14 protein-coding genes and 2 pseudogenes are annotated in these 25,487 nt (G+C 68.9%); 8 read left to right on the top strand and 8 right to left on the bottom strand.

Annotated elements, in window-relative coordinates; all coding sequences use genetic code 11:
- Positions 1 to 77: 77 nt before the first annotated feature.
- Positions 78 to 1,157 (bottom strand): glycoside hydrolase family 6 protein, encoded by a 1,080-nt coding sequence (locus FHR38_RS18610; protein WP_184535862.1) that lies wholly within the window; start codon positions 1,155 to 1,157, stop codon positions 78 to 80.
- A 155-nt stretch (positions 1,158 to 1,312) separates the two neighbouring features.
- On the opposite strand from FHR38_RS18610, the gene FHR38_RS18605 reads away from it, so the two are divergent.
- A complete protein-coding gene (locus FHR38_RS18605; protein WP_184535861.1) occupies positions 1,313 to 3,277 on the top strand; it encodes a glycosyltransferase family 2 protein in 1,965 nt (654 codons plus the stop codon).
- Between the two features lie 51 nt (positions 3,278 to 3,328).
- On the top strand, positions 3,329 to 3,691 hold the full coding sequence (locus FHR38_RS18600; protein ID WP_184535860.1) for a PH domain-containing protein: 363 nt from the start codon (positions 3,329 to 3,331) through the stop codon (positions 3,689 to 3,691).
- 12 nt (positions 3,692 to 3,703) lie between these two features.
- Here FHR38_RS18600 and FHR38_RS18595 read toward each other — a convergent pair whose 3' ends face one another.
- From FHR38_RS18595 to FHR38_RS18585, 3 genes are all read right to left on the bottom strand, one after another.
- Entirely contained in the window at positions 3,704 to 3,889 is a 186-nt protein-coding gene (locus FHR38_RS18595; protein WP_184535859.1) for a hypothetical protein, read from the bottom strand.
- A 59-nt stretch (positions 3,890 to 3,948) separates the two neighbouring features.
- Positions 3,949 to 4,506 carry a GNAT family N-acetyltransferase gene (locus FHR38_RS18590; protein WP_184535858.1) on the bottom strand — a complete coding sequence of 186 codons (558 nt, stop codon included), beginning with the start codon at positions 4,504 to 4,506 and terminating at the stop codon, positions 3,949 to 3,951.
- Between the two features lie 65 nt (positions 4,507 to 4,571).
- On the bottom strand, positions 4,572 to 5,075 hold the full coding sequence (locus FHR38_RS18585; RefSeq protein ID WP_184535857.1) for a MarR family winged helix-turn-helix transcriptional regulator: 504 nt from the start codon (positions 5,073 to 5,075) through the stop codon (positions 4,572 to 4,574).
- 87 nt (positions 5,076 to 5,162) lie between these two features.
- Here FHR38_RS18585 and FHR38_RS18580 point away from each other — a divergent pair, with 87 nt between their 5' ends.
- Both FHR38_RS18580 and FHR38_RS18575 read left to right on the top strand, forming a co-directional pair.
- Entirely contained in the window at positions 5,163 to 5,624 is a 462-nt protein-coding gene (locus FHR38_RS18580) for a winged helix DNA-binding protein (RefSeq protein WP_221449081.1), read from the top strand.
- Between the two features lie 74 nt (positions 5,625 to 5,698).
- On the top strand, positions 5,699 to 5,965 hold the full coding sequence (locus FHR38_RS18575; protein ID WP_184535856.1) for a nuclear transport factor 2 family protein: 267 nt from the start codon (positions 5,699 to 5,701) through the stop codon (positions 5,963 to 5,965).
- Between the two features lie 5 nt (positions 5,966 to 5,970).
- On the opposite strand, the gene ychF is transcribed toward FHR38_RS18575, so the two are convergent.
- Complete coding sequence (gene ychF, locus FHR38_RS18570; RefSeq protein WP_184535855.1) at positions 5,971 to 7,059, bottom strand: redox-regulated ATPase YchF; 1,089 nt, start codon at positions 7,057 to 7,059, stop codon at positions 5,971 to 5,973.
- Between the two features lie 391 nt (positions 7,060 to 7,450).
- On the opposite strand from ychF, the pseudogene FHR38_RS18565 reads away from it, so the two are divergent.
- The 4 genes and pseudogenes from FHR38_RS18565 to FHR38_RS18550 form a co-directional block, all read left to right on the top strand.
- Positions 7,451 to 8,968 (top strand): annotated as a pseudogene (locus tag FHR38_RS18565) (DNA-3-methyladenine glycosylase 2 family protein); the annotation flags it as partial.
- A 306-nt stretch (positions 8,969 to 9,274) separates the two neighbouring features.
- Entirely contained in the window at positions 9,275 to 9,787 is a 513-nt protein-coding gene (locus FHR38_RS18560) for a methylated-DNA--[protein]-cysteine S-methyltransferase (protein WP_184535853.1), read from the top strand.
- A gap of 37 nt (positions 9,788 to 9,824) precedes the next feature.
- Positions 9,825 to 11,633, top strand: a pseudogene (locus tag FHR38_RS18555) (ABC transporter ATP-binding protein); the annotation flags it as partial.
- 155 nt (positions 11,634 to 11,788) lie between these two features.
- Positions 11,789 to 13,681, top strand: coding sequence for an ABC transporter ATP-binding protein (locus tag FHR38_RS18550; RefSeq protein WP_312882256.1), 1,893 nt, complete (start codon positions 11,789 to 11,791; stop codon positions 13,679 to 13,681).
- Positions 13,682 to 13,736: 55 nt separating this feature from the next.
- Here FHR38_RS18550 and FHR38_RS18545 read toward each other — a convergent pair whose 3' ends face one another.
- From FHR38_RS18545 to FHR38_RS18535, 3 genes are all read right to left on the bottom strand, one after another.
- Positions 13,737 to 24,392 (bottom strand): LamG-like jellyroll fold domain-containing protein, encoded by a 10,656-nt coding sequence (locus FHR38_RS18545; protein ID WP_221449080.1) that lies wholly within the window; start codon positions 24,390 to 24,392, stop codon positions 13,737 to 13,739.
- A 135-nt stretch (positions 24,393 to 24,527) separates the two neighbouring features.
- A complete protein-coding gene (locus FHR38_RS32895; RefSeq protein WP_281384881.1) occupies positions 24,528 to 24,656 on the bottom strand; it encodes a hypothetical protein in 129 nt (42 codons plus the stop codon).
- 119 nt (positions 24,657 to 24,775) lie between these two features.
- Positions 24,776 to 25,426 carry a hypothetical protein gene (locus tag FHR38_RS18535; protein WP_312882255.1) on the bottom strand — a complete coding sequence of 217 codons (651 nt, stop codon included), beginning with the start codon at positions 25,424 to 25,426 and terminating at the stop codon, positions 24,776 to 24,778.
- Positions 25,427 to 25,487: the final 61 nt, after the last annotated feature.

Here is a 25,487-nt window from a genome sequence, read left to right as displayed (position 1 = left end):
GGGATCAGGCCGTACGCCGGGATCAGACCGCACGCCGGGGTCAGGCGGCGCAGCGGGATTCAGGCCGCACGCCGGGGTCAGACCGCACGACGGGCCAGACCCAGCGCGTAGTCCAGCCACCAGGTGCCGGCAGCGGGCTCACCAGGGCGGCACGCCCCGTCCGACTCACCCGGCCGTTTGACCCAGAGCAGGGCGTCGACCCGGGGCAGGCCGGTCTCGGTGGTCGGCGATGTACCCAGTCCCCGATCCGGTGGATTGCACCAGCTCGGGCCGCCGTCCACCGTCGTACCGCCGGTCCACTGTCCCCGGCCGTTCCGGCTGGTGTCGATCACGAAGTGGGCACCGTCCAACGCCGTCGACAACCGGTTGCCGTATTCCACGTTGGTCTGCGTGTCGATGAAGTTGGCGACGTTGAGGGCGAAGCCGTCGGCCTGCTGGACCCCTGACCGGCGTAGCGCCCCGGCCAGCGCCTCGGTGTCCGGCAGCCACCCCGGGTTGCCGGCATCGAGGTAGACCCGGGTCGCCCCCGTACCCTTGAGCACCGCGACCGCGTCGTTGAGCAGCTCGTGGCGCTCGGCCGGATCGGTGCGGCAGCCGTCCAGGGTATGCGCGACGGCATCCGGTTCGAGGACGACCACGGCGGGCCGGGAGCCGAGGCCCGCCGCGACGGCACGGATCCACGTCCGGTACTGCTCCGCGTCCGCCGCCCCGCCGGCCGAATAGTTACCGCAGTCCCGGTGCGGGATGTTGTACGCCACCAGGACCGGCACCTGTCCGGCGTCGGCGGCCCGTCGGACGAGAGCTTCGGTCTCCGTACGGATTCCTGCCGGGTCCCTGGTGGTCAACCAGTGCGCGACCGGCCGCGCACCGATCTTGTCGAGTTCGGTGGCGTCCGCAGCCCGACCCACGGTGCGCCATCGGGCGGCCTGCTGCGCGGCCTGGCTGCCGGGGTCGGTGTAGAGGGTCGCACCGGACAACGGATTCCCGTCGCCGTCGGGGCGGACGGTGACCCCGCCGGACTGCTGCGCCGCCGGGCCGCCTGGTCGCGGCTCCCCGTCCTGGGTCCCCGAGCATCCGCCCGCCAACGCGACCAGCACCGATCCGGTCATGGCAGTCGCGGTCACCCGCCGGTGACCGGCAAGGACTCTGGCGATCATAGTGACATCCATTCATCGGCTACGCGGCGAAGCGTAGTGCAGAATCCGGCAGGCAACCTGTCGCCCGGTCTGGCCACACCACCCAACATCGTCCATATTGGAGTTGATGAACCTCGTCCGGCCAATGACAGCAGCCTCGACCGGAAAAGGACCTTGTGAACGACTCCGACCTCGCGGCGCAGGCGCGGTCATGGGCCCGGCTGGAGAAATACAGCCGGTTGGCCGGACCGGTCCAGGACGTACCGGATGGGCACCCCTATCGGGTCGCCTACCGCAACCTGCGAAAGACCGGTGGCAGCGGCCAGGCCGCCAAGACCGTCTTCATCGCCCTGCTCAACCTGGCCTTCGAAGGCGTCTTCGTCCTCTGGCTCCTGCACCCCAGCCACTACTCCCCGCCCAACCCGGGGATGTGGGCCAGCGCGGCCAACATCTTCGTCATCGGCTCCATCGCCCTGGTGGAACTGCTGCGGCTGGTCAACGTCGTATCGCTCTCGCTGGCGTCGCTGGCCGCCCGCGACCCGGTCCCGGTCACCCCCGACCCCCAGCTACGGGTGGCCTTCCTGACCACCATCGTGCCGAGTAAGGAACCGGTCGCAGTCGTCCGGGAGACCCTGCTCGGCGCGTTACGCATCCGGCATCGAGGCGTCTTCGACATCTGGCTGCTGGACGAGGGCGACGATCCGGCGGTACGGGCGATGTGCGAGCAACTCGGCGTCCGGCACTTCACACGTAAGGACATCGAGCAGTACAACCAGCCCAGCGGGCCGTTTCGCGCCAGGACCAAGCACGGAAACTACAACGCCTGGGTGCATCGGCACGGCCGGGCGTACGACCTGTTCCTCTCCGTCGACCCGGATCATGTTCCGCTGGCGAACTTCGCCGAACGCATCCTGGGCTACTTCCGCGACCCGGACGTCGCCTACGTCGTCGGCCCACAGTGCTACCGGAACAGCGAGACTTTCGTGACCCGGGCCGCCGAGTCGCAGCAGTTCCCGTTCCACAGCGTGATCCAGCGGGCGGCCAACCGCTACCACGCGGCGATGCTGGTCGGCACCAACAACGCGATCCGGATCTCGGCACTGGTCAGCATCGTCGGCCTCACCGACTCGATCACCGAGGACATGGCCACCGGCCTTTCCGTGCACACCACCCGCAACCCGGCGACCGGTCGGCCGTGGAAGTCGGTGTACACGCCGGACGTACTCGCCGCCGGCGAGGGGCCGTCGAGTTGGAACGACTACTTCAGCCAGCAACGCAGGTGGTCGCGGGGGACGTTCGAGATCCTGCTCAAGATGTTCTGGCGTAGGCTCTTCCGGCTCTCCCCCGGTCGGTTGCTGCACTACTGCCTGATCGTGACGTTCTACCCCTCGATGGCCATCGGTTGGCTGCTCGGCGCGGTCAACGCGGTGTTGTTCCTCGCCCTCGGGGTCAGCGGCATCAGCGTCGCCCCGACCATCTGGCTCGCCCTGTACGTCGACGCGACCGCGTTCTCGCTCTGGCTCTACCTCAGCAACCGGCGCTACAACGTCAGTCCGTACGAGGCGGAGGGCTCCGCCGGCCTCAAGGGCATGCTCATGTCCATGATCTCCGCGCCGGTCTACGCGGCGATGCTGATCAGCACTCTGCTGCGTCGGCCGGCCCGGTTCGTGGTGACGCCGAAGGGCAGCTCGTCGAGCCGGGACGGGCTCCGTACCTTCCGTAACCATCTGGGCTGGTGCCTGATTCTCACCGTCGCCATCGCGCTGGCGTTCGCCTTCGGCCAGGCCACTCCCGCCGCGCTGCTCTGGCCTCTCGTGGCGCTCGGGGTCGCCGTGTCTCCGCTGGTGCTCTGGCGACGGGAGGTGTGGCACGCGTCCCGCCAGGTCGGCAACAGCGTGCCGTTGGGTAGCAAGCCCGCTCATGCCGGGGACATCACCAGCGAGTTCCCGAGGATCGTGCTGGACCGGCACCTCGCGGCCCAGCACCTCGCGGCCCAGCCGCTGCCGAGGCAAGGGGTCGACGAGCCGGCACGGTTGACTCCGCTGTCCGAGCAGGCGATCGAGCAGCGGGAGCGCTTCACCACCCGGCCACCGGACGGGACCATGCCGCTGCCCCGGGTCAACGACAGCGGTGATCGCTGACCGGCGGGCCGCCTCGGTTCCGGGTGGCAGGGCGAATCTAGGCTCGGAGCCATGGCTAACGTCACCTACGACCGACGCGAACAGTTGCAGCAGATCCAGAGTGGCCTGCTCGAAGGGGAACAGGTCATCGCGGTCTACGACGCGATCGGCGCCGGGACCGGGTTCATCGGCCTTACCAGCCGACGGGTGATCATCCAGGACAAGTCGTTCGTGGGCAAGAAGTTCGCGATCACCAGCATCCCGTACGGGAAGATCACGAGTGTCAGCGTGGTGAGCAACAAGTCCTGGGGCGGCCAGTTCTTCTCCACCGGTGCCATCGCCATCCACGTCGGCACGCACACCTACGAGGTGGAGTTCCGTGGCTCCGACAAGGCCCACCACGTCCACAACGTGATCCTGCACTACATCTCGTAGGGCGGTGTCAGCTCACCGGCTGCTCGATCTGCCCCGGATCGTCACGAACTCGCCGCTACGGTCGCGCTCGTTCGCCGACGGGTCTGGAGACCAGAAGGTCACCAGTCGGTCGCGACACGCGTCCACCAGCGCCGGTGAGTCGTGATCGTTGACGGTTGAGCAGTACGACACGCCGACGAAGTTGCAGCTCACACGCATCTGATCGAGCGTGCTCGTATCAGGTCGAGCGTGCTCGTATCAGGTCGAGCGTGCTCGTATCAGGTCGATCGCCACTCCTGCTGAAGCATCGCGTAGACCAGTTCCTCCTTCCACTCGCCCTTGAGTCGTACGTTGTGGATGAAGTGCGCCTCCCGCCGCATACCGAGCCGTTCCAGGAGCCGCGCCGAGGCACTGTTCTGAGCGGAGCACCGACCGACGATTCGATGGAGGTCGAGCTCTCCGAAGCCCAGTCGGAGCATTTCGGCAGCAGCCTCGGTGGCCAGTCCCCTACCCCGGTACCGCGGATTGAAGACGTACCCCAACTCGCCCTGACGATGTTCCTGGCTGAGCCAGACAAGTTCCACCTGACCAACCACCCGTCCGACATCCGGCCAGACCACGGCCAGACTCAGACAGTCACCCTCCCCGGCGAGAGCGTCCTCCGTAACCATCTGGTCCACGGCCCGCTCGGACTGGTCTCGGGTCCGTGCCGGCCACAACATGTGATGGGCCACTTCCGGCAGCTTCTGATACGCCCACACATCGTCCAGATCGGCTGAGGCGAATGGACGCAGGATCAGCCGTGCCGTAGCGATGGGCTGGGAGATCCGCAGCATAGGACAAACCCTAATCGTCGGGTCTGTCGCTCCGTTCACGCCGCACTACCGGGCAATCCGTGGGGTCAGGGGACCGGTGGCGGTGGCGCCTGCTGGGTGTGGTGGTCCACCAGGCGGGTGAGTAGTTGCACGAGTTGGTCGCGTTCGGCGGGGAGCAGCGGGGCGAGCAGCTCCTCGTGGAGGTCGTCCAGGACCTTGTCCAGGCGGCGCAGGTGCCGGCGCCCCTGGGCGGTGATCGTGATGACGTTGCGGCGGCGGTCGCCGGGATCCGGTGCCCGCTCGACGAGGCCGCGCTCCGCCAGTTCGTTGAGGACGCCCACCATGTCGCTGCGGTAGATGCCGGTGCGTCGGCTCAGCGTCGCCTGGCTACCCGGGCCGTACTCCTGCAACGAGGCGAGCACGGCGTAGTGCCACCTGCGCGCGTCGGCCTTGGTCAGCCCCTCGGTCATCAGCCGGTCCGACTGTGCGGACAGATGCGACAGCAGACGACTGGCCCGTCGGCGCAATCTGTCCGGCGTCCTGATACCGCCGTCGTCGGGCATGTCCGCAGCTCCGGCTCGACTGGTCATGACGCTGATCATAACCGGTTGCGTTAGTGGGACTAACGATATAGCTTCGTTCCCACAACAAACGTTAGCGTCACTAACGTTAATCACGTGAACGACTTGGAGGTCATCGTGGCGACTACAGCCCAGGCTTTCGGTACCGCGCTCATCGGCCAGACCGAGAAGGCGCTCAACGCGATCCTGGACCGGCAGCTCGCCGGGACCGGCATCACCGAACCTCAGTGGGTGGCCCTCACGCTGACCATGGTCAGTGGCGGGGACGTCGACCGGGCCGAGCTCATCCACCGGGTCAGCGGCGTCGCACAGTTCAGCCCGGCGGCGGTGGCCGAACGCATCACCGAGCTGACCACCGCCGGGTTCCTGCACGACCACGGCAACGGCTGCGTCCGGGTCACCGACGAAGGGCAGGCACGCTGGACGCAGGTCCGCACCGCGATCGGCCCGATCACCCAGCGACTGTGGGGCGACCTTCCAGCCGAGGACCTGGCCACCGCAGGCCGCGTCCTGGGCATCGTCCTGAACCGGGCCAACGCGGAGCTGGCCGACCCCTGAGGCTTCCCCCTCGAAACTCGTCACCTTGCACGACGACACAGACGTCGCTGCCCTCAAAAACGAAAGAGGATGCCATGTCCACAGACACGCCGATCGCCGACCGCATCGCGATCACCGACCTACTGGTGGACATCGACGGCGACCAGGCGGCCGTCTCGGCGAACTCTCTGGTGTACTACTACCGCGCCGGTCAAGCACCCCACTACACGGGCGGCCTGCGACTGGCCGACACCGCGGTACGGACGTCTGCGGGCTGGCGATTCCGCGAACAGCGGATCACGCCTGCCTGGACCCGCGAGAACCGACCTTCCATCGAGCCAACATATGACGCGTTGCGTTGACAGCGCTACACGTTGAAGCGGAACTCGACCACGTCGCCGTCCTGCATGACGTAGTCCTTGCCTTCCATCCGTACCCGGCCAGCGGCCTTGGCGGCGGCCATCGAACCGGCGGCGACCAGGTCGTCGTACGAGACGATCTCGGCCTTGATGAAGCCGCGCTGGAAGTCGGAGTGGATCACCCCGGCGGCCTCCGGGGCGGTCGCCCCGACCGGCACGGTCCAGGCCCGCGCCTCCTTGGGCCCCGCCGTGAGGTACGTCTGCAGCCCGAGCGTACGGAAGCCGACCCGGATGAGCTGGTTCAGCCCCGGCTCCGGCTGCCCGATCGACTCCAGCAGCTCACGAGCCTCCTCCTCGGGCAGGTCGATCAGCTCGGACTCGACCTTGGCGTCCATGAAGACCGCCTCGGCCGGCGCGACCAGCAGCCGCAGCTCGTCCAGGAAGTCCGGGTTGGCCAGCTCGGCCTCGTCGACGTTGAAGACGTACAGGAAGGGTTTGGTGGTGAGCAGGTGCAGCTCGCGCAGCTCGGCCACGTCGATGCCCGCCTTCGCCGCCCCGGCGTAGAGGGTGACCCCGGTGTTGAGCAGCTCGGTTGCCTTCTTCGCGGCGTCGACGGCGGCGGCCCGGTCCTTGCGGAGCTTGGCTTCCTTCTCCAGCCGGGGCAGCGCCTTCTCCAGGGTCTGCAGGTCGGCCAGGATCAGCTCGGTGTTGATCGTCTCGATGTCGTCGGCGGGCGAGACCTTGCCGTCGACGTGCACCACGTTCGGGTCGGAGAAGGCCCGCACCACCTGGCAGATCGCGGCGGCGTCGCGGATGTTGGCCAGGAACGCGTTACCCCGACCCTGCCCCTTGGACGCGCCCCGAACCAGGCCGGCGATGTCGACGAAGGATACCGGCGCCGGGATGATCTTCTGCGAGCCGAAGATCTCGGCAAGCTTGTCCAGCCGCTCGTCCGGTAGCCCGACCACCCCGACGTTCGGCTCGATCGTGGCGAACGGGTAGTTCGCGGCGAGCACGTCGTTCTTGGTCAGGGCGTTGAACAGGGTGCTCTTGCCGACGTTGGGCAGGCCGACGATGCCGATGGACAGTGAAGACATGGGAACGCGTCAACTCTCTCTTCCGTGACGTACCGCGACCTCGGCGGGATCCGCCCGTCGAGCCGGATACACCGAGCAACGGACCGGGTCGACAAGGCGGTTCAACGCTACCCTGCCGCCGCCGGACGGCCCGCAGGCGGTACGGCGGTGCCCGCACTTGCCGGGCGGCCGGCCACCACCGCCGCGATCCTCGCCTGGAAGGTGGTACACCCGCGTGAAGTCCTCGTGTGCGCAGTCGAACGCGCATTCGATCATGTCGAGGGAGGCTTTCACTCGCTCGATGAGCCCCAGCAGGTCCTCCCGCGCAAAAAGCGATAGCAGAGAGCCTTCCTGACAGCCAGGTCCGATTTCCGCGAGCCGACGACCGGGACGGCGAGGCAGGATCGATGGCATGGAGTTGGACTTCGAACGCTGCTACCGGGCAGTAGACAGCCGTGACCAGCGGTTCGACGGCTGGTTTTACACCGGTGTCACGTCGACTGGCATCTACTGCCGACCGTCCTGTCCGGCGATGACGCCGAAGCGGAAGAATGTCCGCTTCTTCCCGTCGGCGGCCGCCGCCCAGCGGTCCGGGCTGCGGGCCTGCCGTCGGTGCCGCCCGGACGCCGCACCCGGCTCGCCTCACTGGGACGTACGCGCCGACGTCGTCGGCCGGGCGATGCGGTTGATCGGCGACGGCGTGGTGGACCGGGAGGGGGTGCCCGGCCTGGCGTCCCGGCTCGGCTACACCGAGCGGCACCTGCACCGGATGCTCACCGTGCAGGTGGGCGCCGGGCCGCTCGCGCTGGCCCGGGCGCAGCGGGCCCAGACCGCCCGAATCCTGGTGGAGACCACCGACCTCAGCCTCGCGGAGATCGCGTTCGCCGCCGGGTTCGGCAGCGTGCGACAGTTCAACGACACGATCCGCGAGGTCTACGCGGCGGCACCGTCGCAGTTGCGCGAGTCGGCCCGCCGGTCCGTCACCCCGATCGACGGTACGACCAGCGCCGGAACGATCAACCTCCGGCTCGCGTACCGGCCGCCACTGCACACCGACGCGCTGCTCGACTTCCTCGCCCTGCGCACCATCGCCGGAGTGGAGGAGGCGGGAGACGGATCCTACCGGCGTGGCCTGCGCCTGCCGCACGGCACGGCGGAGGTCACCCTCACCCCGCTGCCGGAGTACGTCGCGGCGACGCTGCGACTGGTCGACGTACGCGATCTGGCCCCGGCGGTGGCCCGGTGTCGCCGCCTGCTGGACCTGGACGCCGACCCGGAGGCGGTGGACGCCACGCTCGCCGCTGACCCGGCGTTCGCCGAGGCGGTGGCCAAGGATCCCGGGGTACGGGTGCCCCGTTCGGTCGACGGTTTCGAGATGGCGGTACGGGCGATCGTCGGGCAGCAGGTCTCGGTCGCCGGTGCCCGTACCGTGCTCGCCCGCCTCGTCGCCGCCCTCCCCCGCTCCGTTGATCAAGAGATTTACGTCGCCGACGACCCCGATCGGCGACGTAAATCTCTTGATCAACCGGGAGGGCTGGGGGGAAGGGGTGGACAGTTACGGGCGTTTCCGACGCCGGAGGAGGTGCTGAGTCTGCCGGACGAGGTGTTCGGCATGCCGGCCGCTCGGCGGGAGACGATCCGTACCGTGGCGCGGGCGGTCACCGACGGGACCCTCGATCTCAATCCGGGCGTGGATCGGGCGGAGATGACCCGGCAACTGACCGCCCTGCCGGGAATCGGACCGTGGACCGCCGGCTACGTGGCGATGCGGGGCCTCGGTGATCCAGACGTCTTCCTCTCCACCGACCTGGCGGTACGCCGGGGCGCGGCGGCGCTCGGCCTGCCCGACGACCCAACCGTCCTGGCGGAGTACGCAAGCAACTGGCGGCCGTGGCGCTCGTACGCCGTCATCCGCCTGTGGACCGCGAGCGCGAGGAGTGAGCGAAGCGAGCCCCGCAGCCGCGAGCAAACAAGCACCGCGAGCGCGAGGAGTGAGCGAAGCGAGCCCCGCAGCCGCGAGCAAACAAGCACCGCCAGCGCGAGGAGTGAGCGAAGCGAGCCCCGCAGCCGCGAGCAAACAAGCACCGCGAGCGCGAGGAGTGAGCGAAGCGAGCCCCGCAGCCGCGAGCAAACAAGCACCGCGAGCGCGAGGAGTGAGCGAAGCGAGCCCCGCAGCCGCGAGCAAACAAGCACCGCCAGCGCCTAGACCACCGAACAAGAGATTGGAACTAGTGGCATGACCAGCTTGTACAGCACCAGTATCGAGACGCCGGCCGGGCCGCTGTGCGTACTGGTCAACAACGATGGCGCGGTGCGCGCCGCCGGCTTCTCCACGGATGTCGAGACACTGCTGACGGTCGTACATCCGAGGTTGCGGGGCCCGGTGCTGGCGCGACCGGACCTCGGACCGGTGACCACCGCCGTGCTGTCCTATCTAGACGGTGACCTCGACGCGATCGACGAGGTGCCGGTCGAGCAGCACACCGACGGGCCGTTCATGGCGCATGCCTGGCACACGCTACGGGCCGTCAAGGCCGGCGAGCCCATCACCTACACCGGTTTCGCCGAACTGTCCGGACGGCCCAGGGCGGTACGGGCAGCCGCAGCGGCCTGCGCGCGCAACGCCGCCGCTCTCTTCGTACCGTGCCACCGGGTGCTACGTACCGACGGCGGCCTCGGCGGCTACCGCTGGGGGCTTGACGTGAAGAAGTGGCTTCTCGGGCACGAAGTACGGTTGACGGCAAGCTGACCCGCACAGTATCGGCGTTTGCCGATACCGTCAGAGGGTGCCAGCGGCCCCTGACCACACGCCTGCGACGCCATCCGACAAGCGGTCTCCCGCCCTGCACAGCCTCTGGCGCCTGCGCCGCTACGTCCGTCCGTACACTGGCCAGCTCGTCGGCCTGCTGATCGCCGCGTTCGCCGCGACCGGGGCGGGGATCGCGGTGCCGTTGGTGATCCAACAGGTGGTCGACGGCCCGATCGCCCACCGGGACCCGGCCGGTCTGCTCCGCCTCGGCGCGCTGGCGCTGCTGCTCGGTCTCGCCGAGGCCGGGCTGATCTTCATCCGGAGGTGGGCGCAGTCGTCCCTGGCGGTCGGCATGGAGGCCACGATCCGCGACGACGTCTACGCCCATCTCCAACGACTACACGTCGGGTTCCACGACCGGTGGCAGTCCGGCCAACTGCTGGCCCGGATCACCATCGACCTGTCCGTGATCCGGCGGTTCCTGTCCTTCGGACTAATCTTCCTGGTGGTCAATTCGACCACCTACCTCATGGTGGTGGCGCTGCTCGTCGCGATGCACCCGCCACTGGGGTTGCTCGTCGCCACGAGCGCCGTCCCGCTTTTCGTGGTCAGTCGCCGATTCACCCGTGCCTATCTTGTCGCGTCCCGGCGTGTGCAGGACGAGCAGGGCGACGTCGCCACCCTGGTCGAGGAGTCCGCGCAGGGGGTACGCACCATCAAGGCGTTCGGCCGCCGCCGGCAGATGACCGATCGTTTCGCCGCCAGCGCGGGACAACTGCACGACACCGCGATCCGTAAGAGCCGACTGCTGGCCAACACCTCGGCCCTGTTCGACCTGGTCCCCAACCTGACCCTGGCCGTGGTGCTGGTCGCCGGCACGGTGGCGGCCGCACATGGTGCGTTGACCATCGGCGAGTTGGTCGCGTTCGTGACGTTGCAGCTGATGCTCATCTGGCCGATCGAATCGCTGGGCTGGATCATCGCCAATGCCCAGGAGGCGACGACCGCCGCCGACCGGGTGCACGAGGTGCTCGACACGCAACCCGCGATCACCGACCGGCCCGGGGCGGCGGAGATCGTCCCCACCGACGTCACCGGCTGGCTCCGCTTCGAGGGGGTCTCGTTCAGCTATCCGGCTGCCACCAGGCCACTGCTGCATGACCTCGACCTGACCGTACGCCCCGGCGAGACCCTGGCCGTCGTCGGCGCGACCGGGTGCGGAAAGACCAGCCTGCTGTCCCTGGTGCCCCGGCTCCATGACGTCACCGGCGGTCGGATCACCCTGGACGGGCAGGACATCCGGGACATCCAACTCGGTTCGCTGCGCCGCGTCGTGGGCATGGCCTTCGAGGAACCCACGCTCTTCTCGATGTCGGTGTGGGAGAACCTCACTCTCGGACGGCCCGAGGCGAGCGAGGATGACGTACGCACCGCGCTCGCGGTCGCCCAGGCCGACTTCGTGTACGACCTCCCGTGGGGCCTGGAGACACGCATCGGTGAACAGGGGCTGTCGCTCTCCGGTGGCCAACGACAGCGGTTGGCCCTGGCTCGGGCTGTCCTCGGCCAGCCCCGGGTGCTGGTGTTGGACGATCCGCTCTCCGCCCTCGACGTGCACACCGAGGCCCTGGTCGAGGCGGCACTGGCCCGGGTGCTCCGGGACACCACGGCGTTGCTGGTGGTGCACCGTCCGTCGACGGTCGCTCTCGCCGATCGGGTGGCCCTACTCACCGATGGTCGGATCACGGCGGTCGGCACCCATTCCGAACTGCTCGCCACGGTACCGGCCTACCGCGCCCTACTCTCCGCCACCACCGCATCGCCGGCCGATGCGGGCCCACCACCGGCCCTCCCGACCACAGCCATCGCAACGGCACCCTCACCGGCCACCGCCCCATCACCCACCGGGCCGACCATCGCCGACGGCACGTCCCGCACCGTCGCGACTGCTACCCCGAGCACCACCGCCGAAAAGGGAACCGGCAATCGCGGGCTGGTCCGATCGTGATCTCTGGACCGGCAGCCGGCCGCCCGCGCGGCGGCGACGCGTCGGAGGACCGGCGATGGCGCGGGATCGCCACGGATCCGGACGCCGAACGCAGCACCGCCGAGGTGGACACCGCACCGGCGCTCGCCCGGTTACGGGGCCGAAGCCGGCAGTTGCTCGGCTCGGTGCTACGGCCGCACCGCCGGCTGATCGCGGTGACCGTGGTGTTGCTGCTGTTGCAGAACGCAGCCGGCATGGCCGGCCCGTACCTGGTGATGCTCGGCATCGACCGGGCCATCCCGCCGTTGCGGGACGGCGATGCGGGACCGCTGGTGGCGATCGCCACCGTGTTCCTCGCCGCCTCGGTCATCGAGTACGCCAGTAAGCGTGGTTTCCTCATCCTCTCCGCCCGGGTGGGTCAGGCCATCCTGTTCGACCTCCGGAAACGGGTGTACGACTACTTCCTGCGTCTCTCCGTCGACTTCCACGAGCGCTACACCTCGGGTCGGGTCATCGCCCGACTGACCAGCGACATGGACTCCATCGCCGAACTGGTCGACGGCGGCATAGACGACCTGGTCCTGGCCGGGCTGTCGATCGTCTCGGTCGCCGGCATCCTGCTCTGGCTGGATCTGCCGCTGGCGGCGGTCACCCTGATGGCGTTCCCGTTCCTGCTCTGGTTGTCCCGCTGGTTCGCCCGCGCCTCCGGGCACGCCTACCGCCGTACCCGGGAAGCGGTCGCCCTGGTGATCGTCCACTTCGTGGAGTCGCTGGGCGGTATCCGGGCGGTCCAGGCGTTCCGCCGCGAGCCGCGTAACCAGCGCATCTTCGCCACGGTCAACGACGACTACCGGCGGGCCAACCTGCGGGCCTTCCGTCTGATCGCCACCTACTCCCCCGCGATCAAACTGATCGGCAACGTGACCATCGCGGTGGTGCTGACCTACGGCGGATACCGGGTACTCAACGGCCATGCCGAGATCGGCGTACTGGCCGCCTTCCTGCTCTACCTGCGCCGGTTCTTCGAGCCGATGCAGGAGTTGAGCCAGTTCTACAACTCCCTCCAGTCGGCCACCGCGGCGCTGGAGAAGCTGGCCGGCGTACTGGACGAAAAACCGGCGGTGCCAGAACCGGATCGACCGATACCGCTGCCCGCCGCCAGCGCCGAGCAACGGCGGGGCGCGGTCGAGTTCCGCGACGTCTCCTTCGGTTACCGACGGGACGCGCTGATCCTGCCGGAACTGGCCCTACGGGTGCCGGCCGGGCAGACCGTGGCGCTGGTCGGGGCCACCGGGGCCGGCAAGTCGACCCTGGCCAAGCTGGTCGCCCGCTTCTACGACCCGACCACGGGGACGGTCACCCTCGACGATGTCGACCTGCGGGATGTCGCCGACGCCGAGCTACGCCGCACGGTGGTGATGGTCACCCAGGAGAACCATCTCTTCGCCGGCTCCATCGCCGACAACATCCGGTTCGGGCGGCCGGACGCGACCGACGACGAGGTGATGACGGCGGCTCGGGCCATCGGTGCGCACGAGTTCATCGCCGACCTGCCCGAGGGCTACGCGACCGACGTGCACCGACGGGGTGGCCGGCTCTCCGCCGGCCAACGGCAGTTGGTCGCCTTCGCCCGGGCGTTCCTCGCCGACCCGGCGGTGCTGATCCTGGACGAGGCCACCTCATCGCTGGACGTACCGAGCGAGCGAATGGTCCAGCGGGCGCTGCGCTCCATCCTCGCCGACCGGACCGCGATCGTGATCGCCCATCGGTTGTCCACCGTGGAGATCGCCGATCGGGTGCTGGTGCTCGATGCGGGTCGAATCGTCGAGGACGGTCCGCCGGCCGCCCTCGTCTCCGAGGGCGGCCGGTACGCGGCCCTGCACCAACAGTGGCGCGACTCGCTGGTCTGATCCGTCCTGGTCGGCGGCTGACGGGCCGGAGCCCGTCAGCCGCCGGCCCCGATGGCTATCCGCCGCCGCGCCGGTTGTTGCGCCAGTTCTTCCAGCCTCTACGGATCGCGGTGCCGACGAAGACCGCGGTCACGGCGACCGACGAGATCGGATCGTTGGCGTGCGAGGAGCCGTTGTTGACGATCTTTCCGACGTCCTTGGCTACGGCCGACGTGGCGTTTGCGGTCTTGGCCCGCGCCTCGCTCTCCTCCGACGTACGGTCCTGGGCCTGCCGGCGGCGCAGCCGCTCACCGGCCTCGCCTTCCTCCACCCCACCTGGGCGGCGGTTGAGGTCCGGCCCGCCGTGGATGTCGTCCCAGTTGCTGTACGGGTTGTCGTCGTCGGCCCGGCCGCCACCACCGTTGCCTCGGCCACCGCCACCGCCGCCACTGCCACCGCCGTCGCCGCCGGCCGGGCAGTTGTGCACCAGGACCGGCGCGCTGGCGGCGAGAACGTAGTAGGTGTGGTCGTTGGCGACGGTGAGGTCCCGCATGTAGCGGTCGCCGACGAAGTTGCGGACCTTGGTGACCCGCTGGGTCGTGCCGGACGGGTCCACCAGGATCGACGAGTTGGCCTTCAGGTCGGCGGCGTTGCGCCACTGCTTGACCGACTGGTCCCAGAACGGGTGGTGCTGAGTGGTGTGCAGGGTCGTGGTGCGCCCGTTACCGGTCACCGTGACATCGGTGAGGTCCGCATCGCGGTTGAGGTGCAGTGCCTCGACCTTGCGAGCGCTCGTCACCCCGGTCGTCGGGTCGGTCGCCTTGACCCGGTCACCGACGTTGACATCCTTGATCGGTCGGGTCGAGCCGTCGGCCATCAGGACCCGGGTGTTCGGGTCGAAGCTGTGCGTACAGCCACTGCCGTTGCCCCGTGGTGCCCCGTCCGAGTCCGGTGGGCCCCGGCGCGAGGCACCGCCCTTGGCAAAGCCACCGAAGACCGCGCCGATCCCGGCACTCACCACCACACCGCTGGCGTCGACGTGTCCGGTGAGCATGAACTGGCTCACCGCGTCGCCCACCCCGCCGCTGATGGCACCGCCTGCGGAACGTCCGACGAAGGAACCGGCGAGTCCGCCCAGCTTGCTGGTGACCCCGGCCGCCAACCGGCCACCGATCGCACCGCCGACCCCGCCCATCAGGCCCTGGAGGGCACCGGTGCCGGCGGAGCCCAGTACGTCCCCGAGGTCGTCGATGTCACCCTGCGCGGCGTCCTTGGCCACGTTGATCACCGCTGCCGCGCCGACCATGCAGGCAACCGCGCCCACTCCGGCGGTCGCCGCCGTACAGGCCAGGCCGGCGACGATTCCGGCTCCGATCGCCGCGACCTCCAGGATCGCGTTCTTGTGGTCCTTCACCCACTTCGCGGAGGCGTGGTAGGCGTCCTTGACCTTGTTGACGGTCTTCTTGATCGCCCGGCTGGCCTTGGCCACCACCGCCTTACCGGCCTGTTTGACCTTGTTGTAGATCCGTTTGACCTTTTGCTTGACCTTGGCGACCTTGTGGGACACCCACTTGCGTACCTGTTTGTACTTCTTCACCACCGCCTTCTTGACCTTGTGGTACGCGCGGGACACCGCCTTCTTGACCTTTTTCACCGCCTTGCGGACCTTGTGGACGACCTTCTTGACCGCCTTCTTGACCTTCTTGGCGACCTTCTTCACGGTCTTCTTGACGGTCTTGACGACCCGCTTGGCGGCCTTCTTGACCTTCTTGACGAGGCTCTTGATTCCCCACTCGCCGTCCGGGTCGGTCACCGTCATCGGGTTGTCGTCGGCATAGGCGAACCGGTTCGCGGCGACCGCGTCCGGCACCGGGTCGACCTCGGCGTTGTCCCGGGTGTCGAACTGGCCGGTGTCGGTGTTGTACCAGCGGGTCAGCATGTTGACCCGCCCGGTCAGCCGGTCGGTCCACTCCGACTGGTAGCCGAGATTCCCGATCATGCCGCTGGTGGCCAGCACCCGGCCGAGCGGGTCGTAGGTCGTCGAGCCGGCCATGGTGGCCGCCGTCGGGTCGAGTTGGCCGACCACATCGTCGTGCTGGTCGGTCCAGGCGATCCGCTTCGTCCCGCCGGCCATCTCGCCGACCAGGTCGGCCTCCGGGTCGCGGGTGTAGACGGCGGTACCGTCACCGGCCAGGTCGTTACCGGCCCCGCTGTAGGAGAAGCCCGCCCGGAGCACCCGCCCCAGCGCGTCGTAGTCGTACGTCTCCGCGCCGGATCCGCCGACCCCCTGGCTGCGGATCTGCCCGAACGCATCGGTCTTCGTGGCCAGTGTCTCGCCACCACCGACCGTCGCCGCGAGGGTGCCCCGGGCGGTGTACCGATAGGTGGTGCCCTTGTTGTCACCGACCAACTGGTTGCGCTCGTCGTAGCTGAACAGCCGGTCGCCGACCTGCACCCGGTTGCCCGACTTGTCGTACGCGTAGACGGTCGTGGTGCTGCCGGTGCTCCACGAGGTCAGCCGGTCGGCGAGGTCGTAGGTGTAGGTGTTGCTGGCCGAGCCGGCGAAACCACTGGTGGTCTTCGACGTCTCGTTCCCGTTCGCGTCGTACCCGTAGGTGATCTTTCCGACGGTGGCACCGGCAGCGGACTTCACCTCGTCGGTGACGAGCCGGTGCAGCGGGTCGTAGCCGAAGGTGCGGGTGCCGCCGCCCGATCCGTACGTGATGGTCTTGACCTGCGACATGTTGTCGTAGGCGTAGACGGCCCGCACCCCCGCCGTGGCGTTGACGAGCAGGGCGAGGCGACCGGCCGGGTCGTAGTCGTACGACGTCGTCCCGGCCGCGTCGGTCCGCGAGGCGAGCAACCCGTCGGCGGTGTAGGTGAACGACGACGAGCCGGACGGGCCACTGGTCGACAGCAGCATGTCCCGGTCGTCGTAGGTGAACGTGTTCGTTCCGGCCGGCGTCGTCGCCGAGGTGACCCGGCCGCCGATGTCGTAGCCGAAGCTCCGGTCGCCGGTCGTCACCTCCGCACCCGCGCCGCTCTGCCGGATCAGGTTGCCGTTGACGTCGTACTCGTAGTCGAGGGTGACCCCGCCGGGCAGGAACGCCCGGGTCTGGTCACCGGCCGCGTTGTACGCCACGGTGAACGACCGGTCAGCCAGGTTCCGGTACGTGGTGGTGGCCGGATCGATCTGGGACTCCGGCAGGTTCCACGTGTTGTACGTGGTCAGGTACGAGTGCCCCCGACCGTCGGTGAACCGGGTCTGGTTACCGCCCGCGTCGTAGCCGAACGAGGTGGTGATCGAATCCGAGCCGCTGATCGGCTGCACCGCAGAGGTGACCAGGCCGGTGGGGTCGTAGGTGAACGTGGTGGTGCTGCCCCGGGCGTCGGTGCTGGCGATGATGTTGCCGGCCGGGTCGTACCGGTCCGACTCGCTCTGCAACAGCGTGCCCGTGGCGGAATACGTCTTCTCGGCGGTCTCCCGGCCGGCCATGTCGTACTCGGTGGTGTGGTAGGTGCCGTCCGGCTGGGTGATCCGGGTCTGCTCACCGGACCCGTTGTAGGTGTAGGTGGTCCGGTTGTTCGCCGCGTCGGTGACCGACAGCGTCTCACCGGCCGCGTTGTAGGTCATCGAGGTCGTCGCACCCGCCGGCGTCTTCACCGACGCCAGCAAGCCGTTGGTGCCATACGTGTACCGCGTGGTGTACGCCGCCCCGGTCTGCCGCACCACGTCCGTGGTGGTGAGCTGGTTGCCCAGGTAGTCGTAGGTGGCGGTGGACTTCGCCCCGGTCGGGTCGGTCATCGACAACTGGTCGCCCAGCGGGTCGTAGGTGTAGCTGGTCACCCCCTGGTTCGGGTCGGTGACCTTGCTGACCCGACCGAACTGGTCGTAGGCGTACCGGGTGATCCGACCCAGCGCGTCGGTGCTGCTGGTCAACTGCCCCAGCGCGTCGTAGGCGTTGGTGGTCACCGGCGTGATCGGAGTGGTCGAGCCCGGCGGCGTGTAGCTGGGCATCCGGGTGGCTACCTCACGCCCCTCCGCGTCGTACTCGCTGACGACCACGTTGCCGTTCGGGTCCCGGGACTCCACCTCCATGCCGAAGGTGTCGTAACCGGTGTACGAAATCGGCCGCACCAGCGCCGCCGCGCCACCGTTGGGCTCACTCTGCACCGCCGGGCCGACGACGACGGTCGGCCGACCGGCCTCGTCGTAGTCGTAGTTGGTGACGTTGCCATTCGGGTCGGTCATCGCCCGGGTCAGGCCGTCGGCGTCCAGCTTGTAGCTGGTCCGGATCACGCCCGCGTCGGCCGCCGGCGCGGTGCCGGCATGCACCTTGCCGATCTCGGCTGCGGTCAGCACCCGGGAGTACGCCTGAACATCGCTGATGCCACCCTTCCAGTAGTCACCCCGCTCGGCGTTGTAGATGCCGGCACCGATGAGCAGCGGCCCCTGGGTGGTGAACGGCGTGACGTGCGCCGAGCTGCCCTCCTTCACCCCGTTGACATAGAGGCTCAACGCACCGGTCGTCGCGTCGTAGACGCCGGCCAGGTGGGTCCAGGTGTTCAGCGCCGGCACGCTGGTCGAGTTCGCCGCCGTACCACCGGCGTCCGGCACGTCGGCGTACTTCATGACGAACCGCCAACGGTTGTTCGAGTTGTCGTAGCGCAGCTCGAACGAACTCTGCTGCTCCCCGACGGTGGCGAGCACCTTGCGTCGGGCGGTGTTGTCGGTGAGCTTCACCCAGGCCGCGACGGTGAAGCTCCGCGCGCTGTCCACCGCCGGACTGTCCGTGGCCAGGTAGGAGCTGGTGCCGTTGAAGGTCGCCGCGCCGCCCCGCTCGGTGCTCCAGGTGACGTCCGTGGCGGCGGCCGGGTTGTTGCCCGCCGTGTCCTTCGCCGTGGCGCCGGTGGTCTGGTTGAGCCGCCAGCGGCCGACCGGGGTCATCAGCGAGTTGTGCGTCGTCTCGGTGACGACCCGGCCCATCGGGTCGTACATCGTCTCGGACCTGGCAAGCTCACCCGTCGGGTCCGAGAGCGTCTCGGCCACCAGGTTGTCGTCGCGCGAGTAGTTGTAGCTGAGAGTCCGCTTCAGGCCGGTCGGGTCCAGCGTGGAGGAGGTCGGTCGACCGGCGGCATCGACGGCGTACGTGGTGGTGGAGGTGCCGTTCTGGGTCTTCCGCGAGACCAGGTTGCCGGCCCCGTCGTAGCTGTCCTCCTGGACCACGAACGACGCCCCGGTCGCCGGGTCCTTCCGGACCACCTTCGCGGTCAGACCGTTGTCGGTGTAGGTGAAGGCGGTCACCCAGCCCATGGCGTCGGTCTGAGCGGCCAGCCGACCGGCCGGGTCGTAACTGCGGGACTCCACGATCAGGTCGGTCGCGGGGCCGGGATCGTTGGGGTCACCGACGTAGCCGACCAGCGTCGAGGTGAGCAGGTTGCCCGTCGCGTCGTAGCTGGACCGGATCTCACCGCCGTCGGCGTCGAGTTCCTTGATCGGGTTGCCGTACGCGTCGTACTCGAACCGGGTGGTCTTGCCGGTGGCGTCGGTCGTGCTGGTCTGCTGCCCGTACGCGTTGTAGGTCGTCTTCTCCGTCCGGGACGCGTCGCCGCCGGTCAGGTCGGCGATCGTCTGCGTCACGACCAGCCCGTCGGCGTCGTACACCGTCGTGGTGACCGGGGTGTGCACCGCCCCGGTGACCCGGTTGGTGGTCGCCGGGTCGGTCCGTTTCACCAACCGGTCCAGCTTGTCGTACTCGTAGGTGGTCACCAGACCGGCCGGGAAGGTGTCGGTCGTCTCGGTCTCGGTCACCGCCCGGCCGAGCCCGTCGTAGCGGTAGGTGGTGACCTTCCCGACCGGGTCGGTCACCTTCGCCACGTCACCACTGGCGTAGTAGCCGACCGACTGCACCGCCCCGCCGGGCGTGGTCACCGTCATCGGCAGTCCGGCCGGGGCGTACCCGCCGTCGAGGGCCGGCACGGTGGTGCCGTCGGTGTACGCGGTCCGGGTCACCCGCCCCAACGGGTCGGTGGTCGAGATCCGGTTGCCCTTCGCGTCGTAGGCGTACGTGGTCAGGTAGGTGTTGTCGGTGGCCGACGCCGACCGGCCATCCCGGACGGTGAGCAGGACGTCGTTACGCGGGTCGGGCGTGAGCGCGGTGCTGGTCGCGTCCGGGTAGTACGTGAAGTACACCGTCGAGCACCGGCTGGCCGTCCGGTCCTGGCAGGTGGTGTGGGAGACGATGTTGCCCCGCACGTCGTGCTCGGTGGTGGTGACGTTGCCATTCGGGTCGATCACCGTACGCAGGAAGCCCCGCACGTCGTAGCCGTACTGCGTCTGGTTGCCCAGCGCGTCGGTCTCGGCGACCTGTCGACCGGTGGCCACGTCGTAGACGTTGGCCAGTGTCCGGCCGCCCGGATCGGTCACCGTCACCGTCTTCGCCGGTACGCCCGCCGTCTCGCCCCGCGCCTCGAACTGCGCCGCCGCCTGGGCCTCCGACAACTGGGTGCGGTAGAACGCCACCTCGGCGATGTCGCCCTGGAAGTAGGTGGGGTAGCCGGTGTTGGTGCCGGTGTTGTTCAGCGTCTGGTCGGGCCAGACGCCACCGAGGAAGCCGGCACCCACGTAGACCTGGTTCTGGCCGGTGTGCCCGACCGTGGACGCCTTGGTGTCGACCAGTTCCCCGTCGAGGTACAGCGACTGACTGGTCGTACCGGCGGCCAGCACCACGTGGTGCCACTGTCCGTCGGCGACGCTGGCCTCACTGCTGAACATGCCGCTGCTGGAGCGGTAGAACTGGCCGTGCAGCTTGCCGCTGGCACCGATGTAGAGCGCCGGGGTGTAGCCCAGCGGGGTGGACGTCTTGCTGATCGGGTCGGCCTGGTAGCTGAACAACGTCCGGTTGCCGCTCGTCGTACGGAACCAGAGGCTGATCGAGTGCGGACCGCTCGTCGGCACATACCCGTCGGCCAGCTTGAGATACGACGAGGTGCCGTCGAAGGTGGCCACCGAGGCGTCGCCGAACGGGCCGCCGGTCGTACCGAGGGTCACCGCGTTGTGGGTGGCCGTGCTGCCGTTGACCTCGTTGATGGCATCGGTGGTGCCGGTCTCGCCGAGCCGCCAGTAGTCGGCCGGGCCACCGGAGAGCACCGTGCCGGCGTACACCTGGCTGGAGCCGGAGACCGTCGCCCGGTTCAGCTTCCAGACCCCGCCGTTGGCGTCGGTGACCTGGGTGACCGTGCCGGTGGCGCTGTCGTACGCGATGGTGGCTGACGGGTTGCCCGAGGGCCGCACCACCGAGGTCAGCGGGCGGGCCACCTTCGTCGCGGTGGCGTGGATGGTGGCCACCTCGTCGGCGGTCAGCGACCGGTCGAAGAGCGCCGCGTCGCTGACCGTTCCCTTGAGGTACGCGGCGTGGCCGGTGTTCTCCGTGCCACCGGTGTAGTGCGGCTGGTCGGGCCAGGCACCGCCGAGGAACCCGGCCCCGAGGTACATGTTCGCCGTGCTGTAGGCGTTGATGGTCTGGATCGCGCCGGTCTTGGTGCCGACAAGCGCGCCGTCCAGGTACATCCACTGCTTGTTGCCGGCCGCGGTGAGCACCACGTGGTGCCACTGCCCGTCGGCCACCGAGCCGCTGGTGGTGATCGGGTTGATGCTGTTGTCCCAGAACTGCCCGCGCAGCTTGCCGCTGGTGCCGAGGTAGAGCGCCGGGGTGTAGTTGCCGGCCGTGGTCGCGCCGCCGGTGACCGGATCGGCCTGGTAGCTGAAGAGCGGCCCCTGGTCACCGGCGTTCGCCTTGAACCACATGCTGACCGCCAGGTTGGTGGCGGCACCGGAGAGTTGGGCGGGCAGCCGCACCAGGGAGGAGGTGCCGTTGAAGCCTGCGGCCTTGGCCGTGGAGCCCGGCAGCGGGCCGGCCTGGCCGAGCGTCACGTCGGTGTACGTGCTGGCGTCTGTGCCCTGGTTGTCGAGCATCTCGCTGGTCGCGGTGGTGCCGGAGCGCTCGTCGAGCCGCCAGTACGACTTGGGCGCGGCGTTCATCAGGGTGGTCGGATAGAGCGATCCGGTCCCGTAGGTGTAGGTGGTGCACGCCGTGGTCGACGTCGGCGGGCAGACCTTCGTCAACTGGTCACCGGTGTAGCCGTACCGCCAGGTGGCGGCGGTCTCCGGGGCACCGGGGGTGGCCGGGTCGGTGACGACGGTGGCGACGTGCGCGGTGCTGGCCCCGGTCGGGGTGCTCCAGGTCAGGTGCAACGCCCGCCCGGCGGCCGAACGGATGGTGGCCAGCCGGTTCGCCGAGTCGTAGACGAACGTCTCGGTACGTCCCTGCGCGTCGGCGATCGAGGTGACCCCGTACCGTCCGGTGACCCCGGTGGCGGCGGTGAAGGTGTAGGTGGTGCCGTCCTTGTCGACCAGCCGGTAGCCGCCGGTCACGGCGGTGAAGGTGGCGAACCGGCCCAGCGGCGGGGCGAACGAACCGTCGGTGTTGCGGCCGAAGGCGACGTCCTGCCCGCCGGGGTAGGTGACCACGACGGTCTGCAACACCCCGGCCGCGTCCCGCTGCTCGGTGGCCCGGGTGTCGGCGAGGCTGGACCAGCCCGCGCCGAAGGCCAGCTCGACCCGGGGGTCCTGACTGTTGTACGACCGGACGATCGACAGCGCCGGGCCGACCGTGGCGATGGTGGCGTCGGTCGCCGAGGTGGTGTAGTTGGCCACGCTCGGCTCGAAGCCCTGCCCGCCGTTCTGCCCGAGCCCGGAGGTGATCAGCGGCTGCGGCACCGGGGTGGTCAACGTGTTGATGGTCTGCGAGGAACTGGTGAGGGAGCCGTCGCTGGCCAGCACCGTCCAGTGGTACGTCTGCCCCCAGGCCAGGGTGCCCGAGGGCACCACCCAGCTACGCGACGAGGTAGCGCCGGACTCCTTGATCTTGTTGCCGGCCTTGTTGTACAGGGCGAAGTTGTAGGTCAGCGGGGTCGCGGAGTTGTCCGGGTCATGCGCCGCGACCAGCAGTTCCGGGGTCAGGCTGGACACCGCGTGCCCGTCCGGCGGGTACTGCGCATCCACCTGCGGGGGTGTGGCGGTGTAGGTCACCTGGAGGTACGGGCCGTAGCCGGCCGGACCGTTGCGCGAGGTGAACCGCTTCCACTGGGTGATGTCGGTCTGTGACGCCGACACCGCCAGCCCGTTGTTGGTGCCGCCCAGCGCCCAGCTCTGGAACGTGTCGACGGTCAGCGGCACGGTCATCCAGGTGCCGATGCTCCGGTTGCCGCCGGTATTGGTGCAGGCCGGACCGGGGTTGGCGGTGACCGAGCCGATCGAGGCGCCGAACGACGGGCCGGGGTAGCTGGTCACCCCCGACTCGGTCCAGGACTGGGTGATCGGGTGCACGGTGAACGGCTTCGCCGTGCAGGTGCCCGCCCAGGAGTTGAAGATCTTCAGGGAGACGGCGGACAGCTTCGATCCGCCGTACGCCAGGGCGAAGTTGTTGAAGTGCATGAAGGAGTGCGCCTTGGCGCTGCCGTTCCAGGTGCCGGCCAGCAGTTCGTCCTCGCTGCCGTGGTTACCCGGCTGACTGGAGTAGGCGTAGGTGTCCCCGGTGTTACCGAAGTTGGTGGTTGGGTCGACGGTCACCGGGAACACCCGGGCCGGGTCCCGCAGCCAGCCCGCGTCGATGGTCACCTTCAGGGCCGGACCGCCCGCGTTCACCAGTTCGTAGCGCACCCCGTAGGAGCGGGTGAAGGCACCTGTCTGCGGGTCGAACCGGGAGTCCTCCATGTAGCCGGCCGGGATGGTGGCTCGCACCGCCCCCTTGCGGTCGTGCAGGGTGACCGAGCCGTCGGCGGCCAGCTTCGGGGTCAGGCCCCGTAGTCGCATCGGGAAGACGTACGAGGTGGGCGCGTCGGCGGAGCGCAGGACGATGAACTCCTTCACCTCCGTCGCCCGTGACTCGAACCGCAGGTCCACGCCCGGCATCGCGTTGGCGTAGGTGACGGTGTCCCCGGTCACCACCGGTGCCACCTTCGCCGCGCCCGCGAGCGCGTAGGAGACCGCGTGGCCGGCGTCCACCTCGACCGTCGCCAGGTTGGTGTCGTCGGCCCGGGGGGCGAAGTCCAAGCCGACCGAGTTGGCGCGCTGCCGGTACCGGCCGTCCGCACTCCGACTGAGGTTCGGATCGATCGGGGTCCACTTGCCGTCGGTGCGCTTGTAGTTGACCGGCAGTTCGTGGACCTTGCGGGTGTAGGAGCCATCCGGGTTGGCGTACAGGTCGGAGGTTGCCGAGGCGGCGTCGGCGACCCGCCGGCTCTTCGTCGGGCTGAAACTGGCGTCGTCGCCGAGACTGGGTGTCACCGACGCGTGCCCCCGTTGCCGCGTCGGTGGTTCGTACGCCTCGACCGCACCGATGCCTCGGCCCGGTAGGAGTCCGTTTCCCCGACCCGCCCTGGTGTCGGCGTACGAGGCGGTCTCCGGCCCCCGCTTCGCTCCCCACGGCTGCACCGGCAGCCCGGTGATCAGCGGAGCGGCCGCCGCCCGTGCCGTCCGCAGCGCCGACCACAACCAGCCCAGCGGGAACGGGTCGGGGCCGGGCTCGGCCTTGGTCGGTGTGACGAAGCTGAGCAGCATCACGGCCGCCGTGACGATCGCGATCCGACGCGTGCGGCCCCCAGCAGCCTGTTTCCCAGGTCGCCGGCCGTACTGCTGGTAACCACCCATGATGGAGCCTTTCTTCAGCACCCCGGCGAAACCTGGCGACAAGTTTCAGGGTTACGAAGTTCGCACTCAATCGATGGATGGAAATCTTGAGCGTTTCTTGAGCAAGGACTGCGGGGCCATCGGCGGCCCCCAGTCAACTTGGACCACTTCGGCCCGCTATCCCGACATCCACGCCCGCAGCGCCCGGATGAACCAACCCAACGCCGGCACCGAACTCTCCGTAGCCGGCCAACCGTTGATCACCGAGAGTAGTTGAAGATACAACTCCCGGCGAGGATCGTTCACGGTTTCCAGCAGGGTCAACAGTCGGCGTCGAAGATCGCCACGGGGCTCGCCGATCCCACGTCCTCATCGCCCCAGTTCCATCGCCCGTCCTTACCGCCCCGTCAGGAATCGACGTCGGGTCAGTACGGCCAGCCGCGTAGGAACTGCAACCCGAGCAGGAAGCTGATCACAGCCGGGCCGGCGATCAGCGTCAACGCCGACACCCGGTAGTCGATCCGGTGCCGAAGTAGTTCCAGGCCGTTGAGCAGCATGATCACGCCGGCAAGCATCATGAACCCGCCCCACCAGGCGGTCTGACCGAAGTCGACGACGTCCGCCACCAGCAACTGCAACGTCCCACCGACGGCGGCTCCGGCGAGCGCCAAACAGGCGATGGTGCGGTGCAGGGCCCGTGCCAGGGGATGCACCGGTCGCCACAGGTAGGTGCCGGCAACAGCCAGTGTCGGCAGCACAATCATGAGCGGCCAGCACCGGCCCATCGCACCGAACATGAGGATCGCCCCGACGGCGAAGACGTGGCCCCCGACCCACACCACGAGATAGCCGGTGAAGCTCCGGCCGCCGCCACCCCGGGTCAACAGCGGCCCGCCGGTCGCCGCAATCAGGGCACCGGGCAGCAGGATGAAGCCCGCCCACCAGTGGAACCGCCCGGTCGACTGGGCGACGATCGTTACCGCTGCCACGGCCAGCGCCGCCACGCCCACACTGACCAGCCATCCCACCGAGGTCCGCGAGGTGGCCGGTGACATGGTCCGCATTTCTGAGGTCACCCTGTGACTCTGCCTCGCGAGCCGACCCGAGACCATCCGGCCAGCCCTACCATCCGGGGGG

Source organism: Micromonospora polyrhachis (assembly GCF_014203835.1).
GTDB classification, from domain to species: Bacteria; Actinomycetota; Actinomycetes; order Mycobacteriales; family Micromonosporaceae; genus Micromonospora_H; species Micromonospora_H polyrhachis.
The sequence above is the reverse complement of the archived record's forward strand: the minus strand, read 5'-3'. Positions and strand labels throughout refer to the sequence as shown.